Origin of the sequence: Vibrio sp. TH_r3 (assembly GCF_033101115.1) — a bacterium.
GTDB lineage: Bacteria > Pseudomonadota > Gammaproteobacteria > Enterobacterales > Vibrionaceae > Vibrio.
The window spans coordinates 181,190-196,759 of sequence record NZ_JAWMPW010000002.1; the positions used below are offsets into that span (position 1 = coordinate 181,190).

At 36.1% G+C, this 15,570-nt stretch carries 20 protein-coding genes and 1 pseudogene; 11 read left to right on the forward strand and 10 right to left on the reverse strand.

The features are described 5' to 3' along the window. Nucleotides 1-136 precede the first annotated feature (136 nt). Nucleotides 137-958, forward strand: a pseudogene (locus R3X26_RS03305) (MOSC domain-containing protein); the annotation flags it as partial. A 75-nt stretch (nucleotides 959-1,033) separates the two neighbouring features. Next, complete coding sequence (locus tag R3X26_RS19055; RefSeq protein WP_411572386.1) at nucleotides 1,034-1,279, forward strand: 2Fe-2S iron-sulfur cluster-binding protein; 246 nt, start codon at nucleotides 1,034-1,036, stop codon at nucleotides 1,277-1,279. 99 nt (nucleotides 1,280-1,378) lie between these two features. On the opposite strand, the gene R3X26_RS03310 is transcribed toward R3X26_RS19055, so the two are convergent. Together R3X26_RS03310 and nadE are read right to left on the reverse strand one after the other, a co-directional pair. Then, on the reverse strand, nucleotides 1,379-1,714 hold the full coding sequence (locus R3X26_RS03310) for a hypothetical protein (protein WP_317715728.1): 336 nt from the start codon (nucleotides 1,712-1,714) through the stop codon (nucleotides 1,379-1,381). A 143-nt stretch (nucleotides 1,715-1,857) separates the two neighbouring features. After that, nucleotides 1,858-2,688 carry an ammonia-dependent NAD(+) synthetase gene (gene nadE / locus R3X26_RS03315; protein WP_317715730.1) on the reverse strand — a complete coding sequence of 277 codons (831 nt, stop codon included), beginning with the start codon at nucleotides 2,686-2,688 and terminating at the stop codon, nucleotides 1,858-1,860. Between the two features lie 83 nt (nucleotides 2,689-2,771). On the opposite strand from nadE, the gene R3X26_RS03320 reads away from it, so the two are divergent. Further along, entirely contained in the window at nucleotides 2,772-3,305 is a 534-nt protein-coding gene (locus R3X26_RS03320) for a nicotinate-nicotinamide nucleotide adenylyltransferase (RefSeq protein WP_317715732.1), read from the forward strand. Between the two features lie 103 nt (nucleotides 3,306-3,408). Continuing rightward, nucleotides 3,409-3,858, forward strand: a complete 450-nt coding sequence (locus tag R3X26_RS03325; RefSeq protein ID WP_317715734.1) for a hypothetical protein — start codon at nucleotides 3,409-3,411, stop codon at nucleotides 3,856-3,858. 22 nt (nucleotides 3,859-3,880) lie between these two features. Here the strand turns inward: R3X26_RS03325 and R3X26_RS03330 are convergent, their stop codons facing one another. Further along, nucleotides 3,881-4,477, reverse strand: a complete 597-nt coding sequence (locus tag R3X26_RS03330; RefSeq protein WP_317715736.1) for an AraC family ligand binding domain-containing protein — start codon at nucleotides 4,475-4,477, stop codon at nucleotides 3,881-3,883. Between the two features lie 206 nt (nucleotides 4,478-4,683). Between R3X26_RS03330 and R3X26_RS03335 the strand changes: the two genes are divergently transcribed. Further along, entirely contained in the window at nucleotides 4,684-5,790 is a 1,107-nt protein-coding gene (locus R3X26_RS03335; RefSeq protein ID WP_317715738.1) for a lysophospholipid acyltransferase family protein, read from the forward strand. 160 nt (nucleotides 5,791-5,950) lie between these two features. Here R3X26_RS03335 and R3X26_RS03340 read toward each other — a convergent pair whose 3' ends face one another. Together R3X26_RS03340 and R3X26_RS03345 are read right to left on the reverse strand one after the other, a co-directional pair. Further along, a complete protein-coding gene (locus R3X26_RS03340; RefSeq protein ID WP_317715740.1) occupies nucleotides 5,951-6,553 on the reverse strand; it encodes a hypothetical protein in 603 nt (200 codons plus the stop codon). Nucleotides 6,554-6,697: 144 nt separating this feature from the next. Further along, the gene (locus tag R3X26_RS03345) at nucleotides 6,698-7,006 is read right to left on the reverse strand and encodes a YfcZ/YiiS family protein (protein WP_317715742.1); all 309 of its coding nucleotides are present in this window, start codon (nucleotides 7,004-7,006) and stop codon (nucleotides 6,698-6,700) included. A gap of 320 nt (nucleotides 7,007-7,326) precedes the next feature. On the opposite strand from R3X26_RS03345, the gene R3X26_RS03350 reads away from it, so the two are divergent. After that, a complete protein-coding gene (locus R3X26_RS03350; protein ID WP_317715744.1) occupies nucleotides 7,327-7,791 on the forward strand; it encodes a TetR/AcrR family transcriptional regulator in 465 nt (154 codons plus the stop codon). A 100-nt stretch (nucleotides 7,792-7,891) separates the two neighbouring features. On the opposite strand, the gene R3X26_RS03355 is transcribed toward R3X26_RS03350, so the two are convergent. Together R3X26_RS03355 and R3X26_RS03360 are read right to left on the reverse strand one after the other, a co-directional pair. Further along, complete coding sequence (locus R3X26_RS03355) at nucleotides 7,892-8,149, reverse strand: YgjV family protein (protein ID WP_317715746.1); 258 nt, start codon at nucleotides 8,147-8,149, stop codon at nucleotides 7,892-7,894. Between the two features lie 319 nt (nucleotides 8,150-8,468). After that, entirely contained in the window at nucleotides 8,469-8,783 is a 315-nt protein-coding gene (locus R3X26_RS03360; protein ID WP_317715747.1) for a DUF496 family protein, read from the reverse strand. Nucleotides 8,784-9,061: 278 nt separating this feature from the next. Between R3X26_RS03360 and R3X26_RS03365 the strand changes: the two genes are divergently transcribed. From R3X26_RS03365 to R3X26_RS03385, 5 genes are all read left to right on the forward strand, one after another. Beyond that, a complete protein-coding gene (locus R3X26_RS03365) occupies nucleotides 9,062-9,226 on the forward strand; it encodes a hypothetical protein (protein WP_317715749.1) in 165 nt (54 codons plus the stop codon). A 98-nt stretch (nucleotides 9,227-9,324) separates the two neighbouring features. Next, nucleotides 9,325-9,990 carry a YceH family protein gene (locus tag R3X26_RS03370; protein WP_317715751.1) on the forward strand — a complete coding sequence of 222 codons (666 nt, stop codon included), beginning with the start codon at nucleotides 9,325-9,327 and terminating at the stop codon, nucleotides 9,988-9,990. Between the two features lie 38 nt (nucleotides 9,991-10,028). Further along, nucleotides 10,029-10,313 (forward strand): GIY-YIG nuclease family protein, encoded by a 285-nt coding sequence (locus R3X26_RS03375; RefSeq protein WP_317715931.1) that lies wholly within the window; start codon nucleotides 10,029-10,031, stop codon nucleotides 10,311-10,313. A gap of 108 nt (nucleotides 10,314-10,421) precedes the next feature. Continuing rightward, a complete protein-coding gene (locus R3X26_RS03380; protein ID WP_411572383.1) occupies nucleotides 10,422-11,537 on the forward strand; it encodes a substrate-binding domain-containing protein in 1,116 nt (371 codons plus the stop codon). Continuing rightward, complete coding sequence (locus R3X26_RS03385) at nucleotides 11,534-14,095, forward strand: LuxQ periplasmic sensor domain-containing protein (protein ID WP_317715753.1); 2,562 nt, start codon at nucleotides 11,534-11,536, stop codon at nucleotides 14,093-14,095. The genes R3X26_RS03380 and R3X26_RS03385 overlap by 4 nt, the downstream gene beginning before the upstream one ends. A 19-nt stretch (nucleotides 14,096-14,114) precedes the next feature. Here R3X26_RS03385 and R3X26_RS03390 read toward each other — a convergent pair whose 3' ends face one another. From R3X26_RS03390 to R3X26_RS03400, 3 genes are all read right to left on the reverse strand, one after another. Continuing rightward, the gene (locus tag R3X26_RS03390; protein ID WP_317715755.1) at nucleotides 14,115-14,795 is read right to left on the reverse strand and encodes a PilZ domain-containing protein; all 681 of its coding nucleotides are present in this window, start codon (nucleotides 14,793-14,795) and stop codon (nucleotides 14,115-14,117) included. Nucleotides 14,796-14,902: 107 nt separating this feature from the next. Beyond that, entirely contained in the window at nucleotides 14,903-15,169 is a 267-nt protein-coding gene (locus R3X26_RS03395; protein ID WP_317715757.1) for a hypothetical protein, read from the reverse strand. 118 nt (nucleotides 15,170-15,287) lie between these two features. Further along, nucleotides 15,288-15,452 carry a hypothetical protein gene (locus tag R3X26_RS03400; protein WP_317715759.1) on the reverse strand — a complete coding sequence of 55 codons (165 nt, stop codon included), beginning with the start codon at nucleotides 15,450-15,452 and terminating at the stop codon, nucleotides 15,288-15,290. Between the last annotated feature and the right edge of the window lie 118 nt (nucleotides 15,453-15,570).

Genomic DNA, 15,570 nt, shown 5'->3' on the forward strand with positions numbered 1-15,570 from the left:
AGGCCATCAGATTATCAAGTCTATAATCGTTTGATTTATTCTAATTACGTAGTAGCCAATGCGTAGTAGGCGTTATATGCTTGTCGTATCAACGTAACTTAAATGAATTCAAGTATCATAGTGATAAGGATAATAAATGTCAGAGAGTGTACTTTCTCAAATTAGTGTCTATCCAATTAAGTCCATTAGAGGGATAGATCTTTCGACATCTTGGGTGGAGAAACAAGGGATAGTGTTTGATCGTCGCTTAATGTTGGCAGACCAAAATGGTGTGATGGTTACCGCACGCGCTTATCCACAATTGGTTCGAGTGAATGCACAATTAACTCCTAAAGGTATGAAGCTAACATTTGATAAACATGAACCATTAACAATTTCGTTTACTCAGTTTTCAATGCAAGAAGTTACAACCAAAGTATGGAATGACAGTTTCATTGCTTACTCTACAAGTGATGTAGCTAATGAATGGTTTAGTGATATTTTAGGTATAAAAGTCCAGTTACTTTATACTGGAGACGAGTCACAAAGAGTACGAGAAAAACTCGGTCATAATGTAAGCTTCGCTGATGGGTATCCACTTCTAGTAATCAGTCAAGGGTCACTGGATGAGTTAAATAGGCGCAGTAGCGAGGTTCATGAAATGGCTCAGTTTAGACCCAACATTGTTGTATCAGGGAAGGAACCTTTTATTGAAGATAGCTGGAAACGGATAAAGATAGGTGACGTTGAATTTGAAATAGTCAAACCGTGTCAGCGTTGTATCTTAACTACCGTTGATATTAATACAGGAAAGATGAAAGCGAATAAACAACCTTTAAAAACGTTGATGCAGTTTAGGGCAGATGAAAAAGGTGAGGTATATTTTGGTCAAAATTTAGTCGCTTTAAATGAAGGTAGGATACAAGTTGATGATCCAGTTGAAGTCTTAGAGTACCAAAAAAAAGTAACATACAATGACCAAGTCCCAGAACAAACAATTATTAATGATAGCTTATCTAGTGAAGAAACTAGCCCTTCAGTTAAACGCGTTACCATCCGCTTAAATAACCAAGAATTTGAAGGCGACAATCAGTCTTCAATATTGCAGCAAGCAGAAAAACAAGGGTTATATGTCGCGAGTAGCTGTCGAGCAGGAATATGTGGTACCTGTAGGATAACGTTACAATCAGGACTAGTTGACCAAGAAAATACCCCTGTACTAACAGAGGAAGATGTAAAAAATGGCAAAATTTTAGCTTGCTGCAGTGTACCGTTGAGCAATATTGATATTGTTAGCTAACTAACCTTGACTCAGAATAACGGCTGTAGCGGCGATTTTTTAACGGACAAACAGAGGACGTGTGGTTCAGAGTACGACTATATCAAGTATTCAGGTAAATTAATCCAATAATAAGTAACTGGTTGGATTAGTTATTTCTATACTCCTATTAGCGTGAAGAATATAGTCAGAAACATCAGTGATCACATAAGTTCGTTTATTGGTGATGATGTCGCCTACTTTTAGCTTATTAAGAGGTAGGTTGCTCGAAGAGCAAAACCACTCCTTATAAGCATGGTCATTTACCGTGACTAAAGTAATACTTTGAACGGCAATCGCTCGACTACCGTAATTGGCTAACACCACGAATTGGTCACCAGATATCATATCTTCTACTCGAACTCCAGGCTTGAGCTCAGATAAAGTACGTACAAGTTGAGGGCTCTTTTTAGACATTCTTTGTAACCTTTACTCAATAGTAAAATACAAGTACGAAAACAATTCGTACTTGTATTTTTAGTTATCTATGTTGGGTAGTGGCAAATTTATATTATTAACTTATTTAGTTATAACCCCGTTGTGGGATTATAATTCTACGTTTAATCGTAGATAGTTGGAATAGCCTCACGTTTATGTTGAGTCGCTTTGTAAATGGAGATAATTTTATTACTGATTTCTTCTGAGACATTTTTACCTTCCAGAAAATCATCAATTTGGTCATAAGTTAAATGCAGTGCATCTTCATCTGCTTTTTGTGGGGAAAGTTCTTCTAAGTCAGCCGTTGGTGTTTTCGTTACCAGCAATTGAGGTGCGCCTAATGTATCAGCGAGCTCTCTGACTTGACGTTTACTCAATCCAAATAGTGGGGCGAGATCACAAGCACCATCACCAAATTTAGTGTAAAAACCGGTAATGTTCTCTGCGGAATGATCTGTACCGATAACTAACCCACCAGTATAGCCCGCAATTTCATATTGAGCGACCATTCGAGCTCGTGCTTTAACATTACCTTTTACGAAATCATGTTTTGCATCATCAACAGGTAGCAAACCAGTGTCGGCTAACGCCTCGCCCGTTGCAGAGTGAATGCCATCGACACCTGTTTTAATGTTTACCGACACCGAATGGGTTGGTTTGATAAATGAAAGCGCTAACTGAGCTTCGTCTTCATCTTTCTGTTCACCGTAGGGCAAGCGTACCGCAATAAATTTATACTCAGGTTGCACTTTATCTTCATTCAAACTATCGACCGCAAGTTGAGCTAAGCGACCGCATGTGGTTGAATCAACCCCACCACTAATACCTAATACTAACGATTTGCATCCGGATTCGATGAGTTTATTTTTGATAAATTCCACACGACGATTTATCTCAAAGTGAGGATCGATAGAAGGTAACACGCGCATTTCTTCACGAATTTGATGTTCCATTTGGATTCCTTTTCCTACAAAATGTATCAACTACCAATATCATACCTAAATCCACCTAATTAATAACAGTGAAAAGTGAGCTAATGTCGGTAAAATTAAAGAAACAGTTTAAAATAGCAGTATTAGGCAGTGCGTTTAATCCTCCCAGCCTTGGCCACAAGAGTATTGTTGAGTCTTTATTACATTTTGACCAGATATTGCTCGTACCGAGTATTTCTCATGCATGGGGCAAAACCATGCTAGATTTCGATGTTAGGTGCCATATGGTGGAGTTGTTTATAAAAGATCTGAACCTAGCTAAGGTAACGTTGTCTAGAATAGAACAAGACCTATATAAAGAAAATCATAATGTGACAACATTTGAGCTGCTTTCTGAGTTACAAGCTAAACAACCACATGTTGAGTTTACTTTTATTATTGGACCGGACAATTTTTTAAATTTTACTAAATTCGCTCGGTATGACGAAATATTATCTAAATGGCCACTATTAGTTTGCCCTGAGAAAGTAAGTGTGAGAAGTACGATGATCCGAGATAATCTAACAACAAACGCCAGTATTTCACATTTAACTACATCAAGTATTGAAGCTTATTTGTTAGAAAATACGCTTTATTGAATAGTGTGTTTATTTCGGTAAGTAGATAGTTGGGAGCAAAGAACGGTTGATTCAGTTAGCTAGAATAATACACGGAACCAAAATTATACGCGTAACGATTGTCATGCAATTATTTATAGCGGTGAAAGTGCACGCATGTGATTTTTTCTACGCTTCTGAAATGCTACAAAACACCAGTGATCCATCATTGCTGTGTAGCCAATTAATCCAAGCGGATTCACTTGAATTAGATCCACTTGATTACTCTTTTTCCTCTGAGCAGAACCAGAAAAATGAAGATTATTGGTCAAACTGGGCTATAGAAGTAGAAGACTCTCCGTTTGTTACCGGCCAATTAAATAATAATTATTTAGGCGTGGGAATTTGGACACCAAGCGGTTTTGATGATACCGATAGTGAAATGGAATATCGAGATTGGTTATTAAGCCACGGTTTACAGTTTAGTGTTGGTTTAGGTGAACCTAATGGCCAAGATCCTCGCATGAGAGTTGATTATCGTTGGCATAAAAATCAGGCAGCAGATGTTATGTTCCAGATTGAATTGCCTTTTTAAATCAAACTAATTGGTAACCGTACTACAGTTTCGTTCCTAATATTATTTGGCAAAATTGGTCAAATTCTTCTGAATTCATACTGAATATTTCTTTAGCTACCGTTGTTTTATTTTTACCTGAAAGGATACTTTTACGTGCTTCTCGCAGTTTAAGTGCCATGTTGTTTTCTTTGCTTATCTTCGCGCCGCCTAGCGTCATTTCTTGACTGAGTTTGGTTATCGTTAATTTGGGCTCAATATGAAGTAGTTCATACTTAATTACTTGGAGTAATACATTTCTATAATCTAGGTCTAAATCTATATCTCGCAATAGATCAAGTGCATTTTTAATTATAGGTTTTTCTGATACGTAACCTGGTATAGTCACAAACGGAGCAATTAATCTCTGAGATAATTCTACCTTTGAGTATTTAGCCATAGGTAAACTGGTTATTGAAACTAAACAGTTGGCAGGAATCCAAAAATACTGGCCTGGCCCAACAGCGTATTCATGTTTACCTATTTTAAATAATACAATTCCGTCAAATACACAGTATAACTGGTGTTTAAGTGTTTTCTTTCTGGCAGAAATAGAAAGGTAAGGGGTATTGACGAATTCAAATTGTATCGAGTAGTTCATAAGGGCTCCAGTTATTCGTGGCTAGATTACATTTAATTGACTCTAAAGCCAATAATTAGCAATTAAAGCGATATGAAAACCAAACTCAAAATCTGGAACAAACGTTATACTTCTGGTCTGACCTTGAATTTATTGAACATACTGTTGCTGAATGTGTCGTAAAGTATGAGTAGAATTGACACGTTTTCCAAACAATGCAGAATTATATGACTTTTCAAGAAGATATCTACAAAGAAATTCGACCTTATGATGATTCAGAAATTGAAGCGGCTATTAGCCGCTTGATTCGTGATCAAGAATTTGTGAATGCAATACTTAAACACCGTTTTTCTTCTAAGCCCGCTTGGTTAAGGCAGTGCTTAGGACCTATTGTTAAGTTGTATTTGAAAAGAAAATGGGGAAAACTTAGAACGGTAGAAGATGTCCAGTTGGAAATGGAAAAATATCTGACTCAAGCTTTGAAAGATACAACGGATGGTGTTGATTTTGAGGGACTAGAGTCTCTTAATCCAAGTAAGACCTACCTGTTTATTTCTAACCATCGGGATATAGCGATGGATCCAGCCCTTATCAATTATGGTTTACATCACAGTAAACACAAAACCGTTAGAATTGCTATTGGTGACAATCTATTGAAAAAGCCGTGCGCGACAGAGCTTATGAAGTTAAATAAAAGTTTTATTGTTAAACGTTCTGTTCGAGCCCCAAGAGAGTTGATGAAAGCATTAGGCTTACTTTCTTCCTATATCAAGCATTCATTGAATAGCGGGAATTCAATTTGGATTGCTCAGCGTGAAGGTAGAGCTAAAGATGGCAATGATGTTACTGATCCTGCAATACTAAAGATGTTTTACGTCGAAGGACGAAAAAATAAGATTAGTTTTGCCGAATATGTTAAATCGTTAAATATCGTGCCAGTGGCCATTTCATATGAGCATGATCCATGTGACCTTGATAAAGCGAGAGAACTGAATGAAAAAAGTAACCGTGGCTCTTACCAAAAATCAGAGTTTGAAGATATAGAAAGCATCGTTAAAGGGATCATAGGTTATAAAGGACGTGTTTCTGTCAAGTTTGGTCGAGTGATTGATAACCAGTTTGATACACCAGAAGCCTTAGCAAGTGAAATAGACACTCAAATTCGCCAATTATACAAACTGTACCCAGTTAACTTGTATGCGGCTGGTGTAAAAGACGATTCGATTACTGAAACCGTTACGCAAGATTTTGAGCAGAAGCTCAGCCTACTTGAAGATGGAGCAAAACAAATGTTAAAAGATATGTACGCAAATCCTGTGTACAACAAAAGTTAACGTTTATATAAAAAGCCAGTTTGCAGGTTGTATGATTAAGTAAAGTATATCTATGGTGTAACTCAATAGAACATATTTACCTAAACGGATATTATTAGCTGCAACTGATGTGGAAATATGACACGATAGATTAGTTGAATACGTCGGATTAAATCACCCGTTATCTGGCGACAGCGCCACCAAGTGTCAAATTTTTTGGCCATGATGTTATGGTATTTCCACCAAGGAATATATTACCTTTGACAGTCATAGTTTCTGGGAATTCAGTTATGTTTGAACCACCAATATACAAATTTCCGGAAACCACTAAATTATTGGGCAATTTTTTTAACGGTGTCCGTATGACACTTAAATCGCCATTTACCACTAATCGATTAGGCAAGGAGTTGAGCTTGGTATCGGTGAAATTAATATAGCCGCCAACGTTGATACCAACAGGCCAAACTTCAATTTCTGACCCAATTAAATTGGCATAACCAACTATTTTTGTACCGCTGGCAATTGATTTGACTTGACTATTTGAGGCATCCAAACTGCCATTTATGATAAGTCCTGCGGGAAGTTTGCTGATAGCGGTTTTCGCTATAATTAAATTACCTAATACTTCAAGTCCAACAGGTAACGACGTGTAAGGCTTATTTCGTAGATTGAGATTTCCATAATTATCTAAATGATTAAGGATTTTATATTGATCTAAATGTTCTGCGTAACAAAAAGAAGGGGTGATTAATATTAACAACAATGCATAACGACTAAATAACATGAAAATTTTCCTTAATAAAATCGACAATTTTAAATTTAATCGCATTATGAATATAGGGTACTTCTTTAAAGAAAAAAAGATTAAAATAATCACAATGGCAAAACGAGCATGTTCTCGTCTTGCCTAGTTTTACCTTTAATCAGTTTAACCGATAGAACGTGATTTCAATTCAAATATTAGCTTTTCTGCACTAACTTCAAATTTAAACTTAGCATGCAGTTCCGTTGTTTGGTCATCTATTGGAGTTGTTTCATAAATTACGTTTTCACAAACTTGTTTGGCTAACGCAAGATATTTTTCAAATTCAGTTTGTATATTTTGCTTTGAATCTCCAAAGACAGATACTTCAGCTACTTCGTCACCTTCAGCAATAATAAAGCCGACTTCTGCCGTCACGCCACACGCCTCACATAGTTCATTTTCTGCGTTAAGATTATTTATTTTTTCACTCATGTTGACTCCTCTTACTCAAATTCGTTCTACTTTACTCTAATGACTTGATAAATACTTACAAGCGCTCATTTTGTAGGGTGACGTTGGTTTTATATATTCACCTTATTAGTATCATTACTTATCAGTGCTAACCAGAGTTACTATACTAGATTACCACTATTCATTAGGTTACCACTAGTTAGCAAATGACAATAACATTACTTTTTGTATGCCAATACAAAACCACTTGAAATATTTTACTCTAAGCCAATCGGTATGCCTGACCATATACGAATAACTTGATTTATAACGTAATGTAATACATTAGAGTAGGAGTGTGTATGCCTAAGAAAAGCAAAGCTGAAACTAAAATAACCGTCCAACGAATATTAGACGCTGTAGCTGACCAATTACTTAGACTTGGTTACGATAGAATGTCTTACACCACATTAAGCCAACAAACCGGTATTTCAAGGACAGGGATAAGTCATCACTTCCCGAAAAAAAAGGATTTTATGGTTGCCTTAGATAATAGAATTTACAAAAAATTTATATCTTATTTGTCTTTAGATGGACAATTAGACCAGTTTTCTACCAGTTGGCAGCAATCTCTGTCTAGACCAGAGTTTTCTTCCATTTTACGTATTCTTTTCCATCACCTATTAGATAAAGATAAAGGGGACAAAATGGCAAAAGGAGGCGTTAAACGTCTATATAAATTGCTAAAAAGAAAATATGGAGAACAGAGTGAGAGAGAGTTGGAATGGCTGATTGGCCGATCATTATCTAATATTAGTGATAAATAGTGATGAAATATGTAAGCGTACATAAACCAAAATCAGTTTGTGTACGCTAAAACACGTTGGTAAAAATGCGTATCAGCTAAATCGATATACTGAAAAAAAACTACTGAGCGCTAACGCTGGTGGTGTTATTCGGTGTCTTATTTTGATGCCACTTTACGATAAAATAAACATTTACACATGCAATAAACGTATTAGTTAAAACGACCGGTGTCGCTCCAATCATCAGCCCATAGATAACAAAGAAACTACAACCAATAAAGTTAATAATACGCAACTTAACGATATTCTTCATTGTTAATGATATAGCGACCATAATGGACGCAATATAGCCCATGATTTCAACGATAGTAAATTCCATTATTTAATCCTCTTCGAATGCCTAATCTTTGTTTGGCACCCATCCTTCTCTTCTTGAGATATGCGAGGAAGCTCCGTGCCTCGAATGGTTCTGTTAATAACTGGCGCTGAATATATCAAGTTAAAGTGAGAGTGAAAACAACAAAAATGAAAAACTAGAGCGTTAGCGATTACGCAAACGATTAATATAAAGTGGAGAGGGTAAATTAAAAAAAATCACGCTCTCCACTATTTACAGGTGGTTACTATTTAAACAGAATTAATAGTGTTTATAAAAAGCGCTAACGATCGATTAGCGCTAAGACAGGCGTAAGAGGAGGTTACTTTTTGCCTTGAGTTTGTTTGTCTTCTTCAGTTAATTCTCTAATACGACGGCTGATATCACGGCGTGATTTTGAAATTTCTGCACTGTGAATAATGTAATCGTCAACGCGGTCTTCATAATCAGCTTTCATGTTTTTAACAATAAGCACAATTTCGTCAGGGCTCATTTGAGGTTTTATATAATCCAGTAAATTGTCTAGTAACTCGACACGTTTGGTATTGTCTCGTACTTTCCTTTCATTATCTTGCAATTCTCGTTTAAGTTTGTTTTTACGGCGAGCTTGATTAACTATTTCAAAAACGTTATTCATAACAGTATCTTCCTACCTTTAATATTTTGATATTCAATCAATAAAAGCATATCAGAGGATCACAACGCAGTCATATGAAAAATACGTGTATTTGTGTTAACGCTCATTACGGAAATCACTCATAGCATATTATTTATCTGAGTTGTCATAACTTTACAAGAGAATAGTTGTCATCAAGAAAATTAATTTTTAACACTAACCAGATCTGATAACATACAGAGTAAAGGTTAGCACGATTTATTAATCAATAATTTCATTAGGTTACGGTTTTTATCAGCATGCACAATGTAGAAAGTAAAAAACACTCAGACAGATTACAAAATGCCTACTTGAAAGAAAGAGAAAGACAATCTCTTATGGAGGTAGAGCTCAGTAAAACCATGGTTATTGTCGTTGACGCCAACGGGAAATTCATTAAAGTAATGAGTAATAATGAACACTAGCCAACGCTGACCATTAAACATTGATAAGGTTGAACATGACTAGAGTTATACTACTGTACGTAGAATGAATCTGACGACAGAATCAATAAGGAAAAACTATGAAAATCGAATTGTCAGCAATAGAAGCAAGAATCATAGGCTGCTTGCTGGAAAAAGAAGCCACTACGCCAGATTTGTATCCTTTAACTCTTAATAGTTTAACCAACGCATGTAATCAAAAAAGCAATCGAGATCCGGTTATGGCATTAAGTGAAGCCGAGGTTATGGATGCAGTGCAACAGCTCATATCTAAACGCTTGGTGAGTGATGAAAGCGCTTTTAATAGCAGAGTGTCCAAGTATCAACACCGCTTTTGCAATACCGAATTTGGTGATTTGCAGTTTTCACAACAAGAAAAGGCAATCGTTTGTTGTCTTTTATTAAGAGGGGCGCAAACTCCTGGGGAGCTGCGTACTCGTACTAATAGGTTATGTCAATTTACTGACGTTAAAGAGACGGAAAGCGTGCTAGATGTTTTGTCCAGCAAAGCACCCGAATCAGCTATCGTAGTTAAATTGCCACGAGAGGCAGGCAAACGTGAATCACGCTATATGCATCAATTCACCGGTTTAGTGGACTTAGCGAATTTTTCAGTTCTACCTGATGCCAGTAGTGAACCCGTTAATCGACAAGATTCGAGTAAAATTGAGTTACTTGAGCAGGAAGTTAACGCTCTTAAAACTGAAGTCGCTGAACTTCGTCAATTGATTGAAGAATTACTATAACATTGGTTAATTTAACATCAAGGTTGAGTGCGGACGATATCAACGTATCTCCATCAAAAGGTGAGGGTTGGTGGGTGTATTTAATAAGGAACAAAAATAACGCACTATACTGTGGAATTACCAATGATTTATCACGACGTTTTAGAATGCATCAACAAGGTAAAGGGGCAAAAGCGTTAAGAGGTAAGGGGCCTTTAACGTTAGAATGGTCCCAGTTACAGTCTAGTAAGAGCTTGGCTCTCAAGCTAGAACATCGGATAAAGAAAATGAAAAAGGTAGATAAAGAACATCTAGTGAAATACAAAAGCGAAGTGTCGATATAAATCCATCTAGTTGTCAGGCATACAGTAATAGGGTTTAGCATCAGAATAAATGGCACAAATGGCTCTCCTCAATTATGATTGAGTAACAAACAAGACTTAAGGTTTTTTATGAATAGGGCGTTTGCGTTGTTATCATTGGTGTTATCAATGATGTTTTATCCTCAATATGTGTTTTCAGCGCAAGTACTGAGTCCTTATTGGAAGTATACCGAGTATTTAGAGGCATTCCCTAGTCAAAAAAAATTATCTTCTGAGCTCGCAAGGATCATCAAACAGCCACCTTCACCTATTGCTATTGCCCAGAAGAAACCGGTACATATTTCTGTTGTGTATCCCGGACAACAAGAATCTGATTATTGGCGACGTAATATGATCGCCTTTGAAGCTCGCTTGAAAGAACTCAATATTCAATATGTCCTCAAGCAAGTGTTTACGCGGCCTAATTTAGATACTCGACAACAAAACTTATCTTTAAATGATGCATTAAGTCAAAATACTGATTATTTGATTTTTACGCTTGATACAGGAAGACATAAAAAGTTTATTGAACACGTGTTGCATACTTCCGATATTAAGCTTATCTTGCAAAATATCACAACGCCTGTGAGAGCGTGGGATGGCACTCAACCTTTCTTATATCTTGGCTTTGATCATCAATTAGGTAGCATTGCTTTGGCAGACTATTTTAAAGCATCTATGCCAAGTGGAGCTAACTATTCGGTATTGTACTACTCTCAAGGCTATATTAGTGATGCGCGTGGAGATACATTCATTGATGCAATGTCTGCCACTGATAAATCTCGCAATAAATTCAAGCTTAAATCGTCCTTTTATACCAAAGCCAACAAACAGAGTGGCTACGCAGCGGCAAAATCTGCTATTGCTGAGTTTCCTGATGTTGATTTTTTGTATGTCTGTTCAACTGACGTCGCCCTTGGGGCGTTAGAAGCGTTAGGCGATTTAAACAAGTCAAAAATAAAAGTAAACGGTTGGGGGGGCGGAGCGAATGAGCTTGATCTGATAGAACAAGGAAAGCTTGATGTAACCGTCATGCGGATGAATGATGACACTGGCGTTGCGATGGCGGAAGCTGTTAAATGGGATATTGAAGGAAAACCTGTGCCGACAGTCTATTCGGGGCATTTTGAAATTGTCAGTAAAAATGACAGCCTACAAAAAATAGAGCGTTTGAGGAAATACGCGTTTAGGTACTCTGACCAATGAAATTTTTTTCTAAAACAACTCAACCTCGCTCAATGGCAAGTTGGACGGCTCGTCTGATTTTTATAGTGTTTACCTTATTGATTGCACTGTTACTCGGTTTTAGTTATCAATTTAGTTCTACAGCTGTCAACCAGGAGATGAAGCGTAACGTTAGACAAACCTCAGCTTTATTACAAAATCTAATCGATTATCGCTTAGGCATTATGCAGTCAAACCAAAATAGTCAAACTAAAAGTGAGACGTTGAATAATTATGTGGGAAAGGCTCAGTTTGATCAGATAGATGATTATTTCTCGTCGGTTGACCAAGCTGATTTAAAAAACATGCCTGACTTTAGGTTTATTTCTAAATCTCAAAGGCTATCTTGGGACGACGGCAATTCATCTTTTTTCGGCATTGATAAAAGTCATTTAAACACATTGATTTCGTCGGTTGCTTATAGCGACAGTTGGCACTTTGTTACTTTAACGAAGCAGTCCGGTGATAAACAATTGTTAGTTCGGAGAATGCCATTTGTTAATGCAGTATCGGGTCAAGTTTTAGGTAAACTGTTTATTGTTATGGTACTAAACGATAATTTTAGTCTAGTGGATAACCTTAAAACGGTTAGTAATACCCAAGAGGTCGTGCTGTTAACTCATGGGAAGCCAGTCGCTTCAACCATACAAATAGATAAAAGTATTTTAGCTAAGATTAAACATTCGGAACAGAAAGCGGCGACAAACGATAACTCATTTGTGTTTAATCTTATTAAGTTGAAAATTGATGGAGTAGATAGCCCAATTAGTGTTTACTCTTTGCAAAATAATCAGAGCTTTCTAATATTAGAAAATAATTACAAAATCAGTCTTATTTTTTCTTTATTTTCTATTGTGTTAACCGCATTCTTAGCCAAAGTTTTGATTCAAAAGAGAATAACGAGTGAGCTAGCTGCGCTAATGACGTACGCTAAAATTGCTAGAGATGAGAGAAGAGTCGCGAAATTTAATGGTTCTATGGTTTCAGAGTTCGATCATATTGGTAACACTTTGGAACATACGTTTTCTGAATTATTAGAAAAAGAGAAGTTATTCCAAGACTTATTTAATTTCGCACTTTCACCTATTTTTGTATGGAATGAACAAGGTGTCATTATTAGAATGAATCCTGCGGCAGAAAAAGCCTTCCAACAAGATGGCATCTATATAGATAATGATTTTCAAGCATTCCAACAACGTGTTACTAATCATATCAAAATGGTGTCAACGGGTGCGGTTTTAACCGGTGTCAATATTCCTATTAGTGACACAGTGTATTCTTGGAATTTATCGCCTATTTCGCTCGATGATGAAATTCATACCATTATTGGACAAGGTCTCGATATAACGTCATTAGTTGAAGCCGAAAGACAAAGTAATTTAGCACGTATAGAAGCAGAAAAATCAGCGAGCGCCAGAGCCGACTTTATGGCAAAAATAAGCCATGAAATTAGGACACCATTAAATGGTATACTAGGAATTTCACAGCTATTAAGACGGTCAGCAAGTAATAGCGAACAAATAGAAAAAATAGATGTGTTATGCCAAAGTGGTGAACATCTACTTGCCGTATTGAATGATATATTAGACTTTTCTAAAATTGAACAAGGTAAATTAAAGATTGAAAAAAATGAGTTTTTATTTGCTAGTGTAGTTAACTTTATAACCAATATTTATTCGCCACTTTGTGATGAAAAAAACATCAGGTTGCATGTGGTTAATCATTTGAATGCTGATACCGTTTTATCATCTGACCAAGTACGACTGAACCAAATACTATTTAATTTACTGAGTAATGCGGTTAAGTTTACTCATAGTGGTTCTATTGACGTTATGTTTTCGCTTGAATGTCAAAATGAGCAAAGCGATATGTTAATGATCCAAATTAAAGATACCGGAATCGGTATTTCAGCGGAAAACTTAGAAAGTATATATGATCCATTTATTCAATCAGAAAAAACATCTATTAGAGAATATGGAGGCAGTGGACTAGGGCTTTCTATTGTTAAACTATTAGTTGATATGTTAAATGGTGAAATCAGTATTGTTAGCGAAGAATATGTTGGGACTCAGTTTTTATTAAAGATTCCGGTTCAAAAAGTTTGTGACATCCCGAATACCCATATCAATCAAAAAAATTCAACGGTTAAATTGTTCGATCGTTCGTTATCAATGTTATTAGTTGAAGATAACAAAACTAACGCCTTTATTGCCAAAGCACTCTGCGAAAAATATGGATTAAAAGTCGAGTGGGTGCTGGATGGCCCATCAGCTATTGATCTGTTAAAGCGAAAGTCATTTGACTTAATTATGATGGATAATCAGATGCCAAGTATGGATGGCGTTGAAGCGACCAAGATTATTAGGCAAGAAATAGGCTTACAAGTGCCAATATTTGCCTGTACTGCTGATGGATTCAAAGAAACTAAATTAGCATTTTTAAACGCTGGTGCTGATTATGTTTTGGTTAAACCTATTAAAGACGACTCGTTATTTGCTGCCCTGGTTTACTACAAGCAGCATTATATAAATAATAAATAAAATACAGCTGAGTAATTAATTAGTCACTAAGACCAAGTTCTAATATTTCTAGCTTTAGTTTGTCATTCATGGAAATATCTTTATCGAATTTTAAACCAGCTAATATTCCACCATTGAACCGTTTAACATTAACTACTTTACAAACGGTTGTTTTTGTTGGGAAGTGTTCTAACTCAGGTGATATGGATACTGAGGATTCTTTTTCAAGCTCCAGCTCGTCAGAGAAATATACACCGCAGCCAGATACAGATAAATCAACAATGGCACCTTTAATTTCAGCTTCGTTATGTGTTACGACGACTGGAGACGTTAATCTAAAGCGTTTGTTTGATCGAATAGGTTTAGTCTCAAAGCTATAAGGTAATCTGATGAACATAAGCCATGTCGGACGAGATGTTATAGAAATAATTTGAGATTTAAATGCAATAATGTGTGCCAATTCGGTATCGGTAATACCTCTAACTATAATAGAAACATTACTTGTTTTTCGGGTAATTAAATCTTCAATTGTTTTTTGGTTTAAATCTAAGAGTAAAAACTGATTGTCTTTAAGGCCAATAAGATTACATTGAAAAGAGTATTCATCTTTTGGGCCAAACTTAATTGTAACAGAGAGCCGCATACCCATTTCAAGATACTTCTTCATCTTGTTAATATCATTGATTTTCGTGCTCATAATCCTTAAAGCTTTTTGCATCATTCCATTGCGCTAGATTAGCGTTAATTGACTTTATTTAACAGTCATAATTATATTTTATATAAATAATTAGCTAACAAAAATAAGGGATATGTATCACAACAAGATAATTACACATGAGTATCGAGTAAAGTCCCGATAATATCATTTGAAGTTTGAATGACATTTGCTCCAGCTTTACTGTAGCTACTTGCTTGTTGAAGGTCGGTTATAGACTGTTCAACAGAAGGGGGTTTAGAGGACTGTGTATTATTAATTTTATTAAACTGTAAATCTGATGATCCAGAAGCATGCGCTATTTCACTCGCTGCTTTTTGCGCCAGCGAATCAGATGTTTTGAGCAATGCAACACCAGAGTTCATAGATGAAATAGACATAAGTTTTCCTTTACATAGTAATTAAAGATTAATATCAAATAACGTGAATTACAAACTGGAAATACTATTCATATGCATTAATGCCATTCGGTCTGCTGACGGAGTGAATGCTTCTTGCTTATCTAAATAGACTGGCAATTAAATCTAACTCTTCCTCATTAATCAAAGGCTGTTTTTTATCATCGAGTTTAGCTTCAATGTCGTCGTGAAGTTGTTGTAATTGATATGGTGATAATAAAGCAACTTCTGTTTGTAGTGCTTCAAATTGTTTTTGTCCCACCATCGCCTCCAATTGAAAATGCTATAACGTTGTTGAATGTCGCGTTCTTGTTATCAACAAATATAATTGCGTTAGCGGATTGAATTGTGAGAGCAGTGTCAGATTACATCAAAGTAATGTC

What these genes read in the sequence shown, in the direction of transcription:
- R3X26_RS03330 (WP_317715736.1), bottom strand. Translation starts at nt 4,477, where the DNA reads ATGAACTACTCGATACAATTTGAATTCGTCAATACCCCTTACCTTTCT.
- R3X26_RS03355 (WP_317715746.1), bottom strand. Translation starts at nt 8,149, where the DNA reads ATGGAATTTACTATCGTTGAAATCATGGGCTATATTGCGTCCATTATG.
- R3X26_RS03345 (WP_317715742.1), bottom strand. Translation starts at nt 7,006, where the DNA reads ATGAGTGAAAAAATAAATAATCTTAACGCAGAAAATGAACTATGTGAG.
- R3X26_RS03385 (WP_317715753.1), top strand. Translation starts at nt 11,534, where the DNA reads ATGAAATTTTTTTCTAAAACAACTCAACCTCGCTCAATGGCAAGTTGG.
- R3X26_RS03380 (WP_411572383.1), top strand. Translation starts at nt 10,422, where the DNA reads ATGAATAGGGCGTTTGCGTTGTTATCATTGGTGTTATCAATGATGTTT.
- R3X26_RS03310 (WP_317715728.1), bottom strand. Translation starts at nt 1,714, where the DNA reads ATGTCTAAAAAGAGCCCTCAACTTGTACGTACTTTATCTGAGCTCAAG.
- R3X26_RS03400 (WP_317715759.1), bottom strand. Translation starts at nt 15,452, where the DNA reads ATGGTGGGACAAAAACAATTTGAAGCACTACAAACAGAAGTTGCTTTA.
- R3X26_RS03340 (WP_317715740.1), bottom strand. Translation starts at nt 6,553, where the DNA reads ATGTTATTTAGTCGTTATGCATTGTTGTTAATATTAATCACCCCTTCT.
- nadE (WP_317715730.1), bottom strand. Translation starts at nt 2,688, where the DNA reads ATGGAACATCAAATTCGTGAAGAAATGCGCGTGTTACCTTCTATCGAT.
- R3X26_RS03390 (WP_317715755.1), bottom strand. Translation starts at nt 14,795, where the DNA reads ATGATGCAAAAAGCTTTAAGGATTATGAGCACGAAAATCAATGATATT.
- R3X26_RS03325 (WP_317715734.1), top strand. Translation starts at nt 3,409, where the DNA reads ATGCAATTATTTATAGCGGTGAAAGTGCACGCATGTGATTTTTTCTAC.
- R3X26_RS03370 (WP_317715751.1), top strand. Translation starts at nt 9,325, where the DNA reads ATGAAAATCGAATTGTCAGCAATAGAAGCAAGAATCATAGGCTGCTTG.
- R3X26_RS03335 (WP_317715738.1), top strand. Translation starts at nt 4,684, where the DNA reads ATGACTTTTCAAGAAGATATCTACAAAGAAATTCGACCTTATGATGAT.
- R3X26_RS03320 (WP_317715732.1), top strand. Translation starts at nt 2,772, where the DNA reads ATGTCGGTAAAATTAAAGAAACAGTTTAAAATAGCAGTATTAGGCAGT.
- R3X26_RS03365 (WP_317715749.1), top strand. Translation starts at nt 9,062, where the DNA reads ATGCACAATGTAGAAAGTAAAAAACACTCAGACAGATTACAAAATGCC.
- R3X26_RS03360 (WP_317715747.1), bottom strand. Translation starts at nt 8,783, where the DNA reads ATGAATAACGTTTTTGAAATAGTTAATCAAGCTCGCCGTAAAAACAAA.
- R3X26_RS03350 (WP_317715744.1), top strand. Translation starts at nt 7,327, where the DNA reads ATGCCTAAGAAAAGCAAAGCTGAAACTAAAATAACCGTCCAACGAATA.
- R3X26_RS03395 (WP_317715757.1), bottom strand. Translation starts at nt 15,169, where the DNA reads ATGTCTATTTCATCTATGAACTCTGGTGTTGCATTGCTCAAAACATCT.